The organism is Bilophila sp. 4_1_30 (assembly GCF_000224655.1).
GTDB classification, from domain to species: Bacteria; Desulfobacterota; Desulfovibrionia; order Desulfovibrionales; family Desulfovibrionaceae; genus Bilophila; species Bilophila wadsworthia.
Map to the genome: position 1 here is coordinate 876,675 of NZ_JH114232.1, position 3,254 is coordinate 879,928.

A 3,254-nucleotide genomic window follows, 5' to 3' on the forward strand; every position below is an offset into this window, starting at 1 on the left:
GGGGAACGGGCGGGCCTTCCAGATGTTTCGGGCGGCATTTTTTTTAAGAGGAACGCACATGAGTGAATTGACGCCCCGCGAAATCGTCGCGGAACTGGACAAATACATCATCGGTCAGAATCAGGCGAAGCGTATGGTTGCCATTGCGGTTCGGAACCGTTGGCGCCGCCAGCGCCTTGCGGCGGAACTGCGCAACGAGGTCGCTCCCCGCAATATCATTATGATGGGCCCCACAGGGGTAGGCAAGACTGAAATTGCCCGTCGCCTCGCCAAGCTGTGCTCGGCTCCGTTCATCAAGGTTGAGGCCACCAAGTACACCGAAGTCGGCTATGTGGGCCGCGACGTGGAATCCATGATCCGCGACCTTATGGAAATCGGCATCAATCTTGTGCGCGCTGAAGAGGCCGAAAAGGTCAAAGGCCGTGCCGAAGCCGCCGCTGAGGAGCGCCTGCTCGATCTGCTTTTGCCCTCCGGCGACGGCAGGGAGAACACCCGTGAGAAGCTGCGCGAGCTTTTCCGGCAGGGATTCCTTGATGACCGCGAGGTCGAGTTCGAGGTGAAGGAACAGTCGCAGCCCATCGGTATGCTGGGCGTGCCCGGCATGGAACAGCTCGGCGATCAGATGAAGGGCGCGTTCAGCAAGCTGTTCCCTCAGAAGACGCACCGCAAGAAGATGAAGGTCGGCGCGGCGTGGCGTCATCTCATCGAAGACGAGTCCTCCAAGCTCGTGGACGAGGACAAGATCACCGATCTCGCCCGTGAGCGCGTGGAGCAGATGGGCATCGTGTTCATTGACGAAATCGACAAGCTCGCCAGCGGTTCGCAGCAGCGTTCCGCCGACATTTCCCGCGAAGGGGTCCAGCGCGACCTGCTCCCCATCGTGGAAGGCAGCGCCGTGAACACCAAGTACGGCCTCGTGAACACGGATCACATCCTGTTTATCGCGGCGGGCGCGTTCCATTTATCCAAGCCTTCCGACCTGTTCCCCGAGTTGCAGGGCCGTTTCCCGCTCCGTGCGGAACTGGAGGCTCTCGGAAAGGAAGAATTTTACCGCATCCTGACCGAGCCTCACAATTCGCTGACCCGACAGTACGAGGCCATGCTTGAAACCGAAGGTGTGCGTATCGAGTTCACGGATGACGGCCTGCGGGAAATCGCGGCCTTCGCGGAAGACGTAAACACCCGCACCGAGAATATCGGGGCGCGGCGGCTGCACACGATCATGGAAAAAATCCTTGCCGACATTTCGTTCGACGCCTCGGAAAAGAGGGGCAGCACGCTGGTCATCGACCGCGAGCATGTGGTCGCCCAGCTTGCCGATGTGCGCGCCGATGCGGAACTGAGCCGGTTCATTCTGTAAGACGCGGAGTCTGTCACATGGACGCAAAGCTGCAATCTCAGGTTCTTATCGAAAGCCTTCCCTATCTGCGCAAGTTCCACGGCGAAACCGTCGTCATCAAGTACGGCGGGCACGCCATGAAGGATGAGGCGCTCAAGGCCGCCTTCGCCCGGAACATCGCGCTGCTCAAGCTGGTGGGCATCCATCCCGTGGTGGTGCACGGCGGCGGCCCCCAGATCGGGAACATGCTGGAGAAGCTGGAGATCCGTTCGGAATTCCGTGAAGGCCTCCGTGTGACGGACGACGCCACCATGAACGTTGTGGAGATGGTGCTGGTTGGCTCGGTGAACAAAGATATCGTCAACCAGATCAACCGGGCCGGGGCGCGGGCCGTGGGCCTGTCCGGCAAGGACGGTATGTTGCTGCACGCCGAGAAGAAGGCGATGGTCGTCACCCGCGAAAACCAGCCGCCGGAAATCATCGATCTCGGCAATGTGGGCCGTGTGACCCGCGTGGAGACCTCGCTGATCTTCTCGCTGATGAAGGACGGGTTCGTGCCGGTCATCGCGCCCGTGGGCGTGGATGACGAAGGGCACACCTACAACATCAATGCGGACGCCGTGGCCGGGGCCGTTGCGGGTGCGCTGCGCGCCCGCCGCCTGATCATGCTGACGGACGTGGCTGGCGTGCTTGACCCCGAAGGCAAGCTCATCCAGTCCATCCGCGTAGAGGACGCTGCGGGCCTGTACGAGAACGGCACCGTGACCGGCGGCATGATCCCCAAGTTGAATTGTTGCATCGACGCTATCGAACAAGGCGTTGAGAAGGTCATGATCGTCGATGGGCGCGTCGAAAACTGCGTGCTCCTCGAACTCCTCACCGATCAGGGGGTGGGTACCGAAATCGTCGGTGAAGAGCGCTGAGAAAAAACGGCGGGGCGGAAAGCGGTTTTGGATAGGTCTGTTTTCACCGGCTCGTTTCCCGGCGGGGAAGATAGAGCGTCCCACAGTCTGACCTTCCGCCATTGAAGTTGAAAAAAGCCGGGGGATAGAACCTCCCCCGGCACATTCCCGAATGAGGCCCCATGAGCTACGACTACCACATCCCGCAGGGCCGGGACAAAGGCAAACGGACGAACGGCATGTTTTCCCTGGGCGGAAAGCTGGGTTCCGTCTTGTCCGCGCTCGGAAACGGCGAAAAGCTCATGCAGGTCCGGCTGTGGCAGAACTGGGAAATGGTCATGGGGCCGGACATCGCGCCGCTGGCATGGCCTCTCGGCGCACGGAACGACATCCTCATCGTCGGCGGCGAGGACAATCTCGCGCTTCAGGAACTGTCGTTCATGACCCCGGAAATCCTTGAGCGGGTCAATGCGTTTATGGATGCCCCGGTATTCGACAGGGTCGAACTGCGGCTCGTTATGGGCGACAGGCCGCTGGATCAGATGCCTGACATCCAACCTTCCACGCGGGTCCGCCCGGCTCCTTCCCGCCCCCGGCAGTTGGGCGCTCACCTTGAGGAGATGAACCCGGATTCTCCCGTCGCCCGATGCTACGCGGCTTATCTACGGATGCACGGCGTTCCCACGGAACGGAAAAGCTGAAAGGCAGGATCTGTTTCCTGCCTTTTTTGTCATTGCCTTTCAGATTTTTTTTGTTTTCCCTACCTTCGAGAGCGCGTTTGCCGTACCCTTCATTCTGCCCCGAAAGCAGAGGAGGCTGATTTTAGAATGTTCCACATAAAAAGACTTTTATTTCTGTAAGATATAAAAATAAAAATTCAGAGGCTAACATGCTCAAGCAAAGGGGCTTTTCCTTTACTCAGGGAAAAATGCGAATAGGGATTCGATAAGGCCGAAAGTCTTTGGAGGTGGAGGGATGGGGGTGTGGGGGAAGGGNGGAGGGCCGTTCTCCAG

Annotated in this window: 3 protein-coding genes; all 3 read left to right on the forward strand. The window is 59.4% G+C overall.

Features of this window, described 5'->3' with window-relative positions; translation table 11 throughout:
• The first annotated feature begins 58 nt into the window (after window positions 1-58).
• The 3 genes from hslU to HMPREF0178_RS10545 all read left to right on the forward strand — a co-directional run bounded on the left by hslU (window position 59) and on the right by HMPREF0178_RS10545 (window position 2,942).
• Window positions 59-1,360, forward strand: a complete 1,302-nt coding sequence (gene hslU / locus HMPREF0178_RS10535; RefSeq protein WP_005024960.1) for an ATP-dependent protease ATPase subunit HslU — start codon at window positions 59-61, stop codon at window positions 1,358-1,360.
• Window positions 1,361-1,377: 17 nt separating this feature from the next.
• A complete protein-coding gene (gene argB, locus HMPREF0178_RS10540; RefSeq protein WP_009733395.1) occupies window positions 1,378-2,262 on the forward strand; it encodes an acetylglutamate kinase in 885 nt (294 codons plus the stop codon).
• Window positions 2,263-2,423: 161 nt separating this feature from the next.
• Entirely contained in the window at window positions 2,424-2,942 is a 519-nt protein-coding gene (locus HMPREF0178_RS10545) for a DUF721 domain-containing protein (RefSeq protein WP_009733396.1), read from the forward strand.
• Window positions 2,943-3,254: the final 312 nt, after the last annotated feature.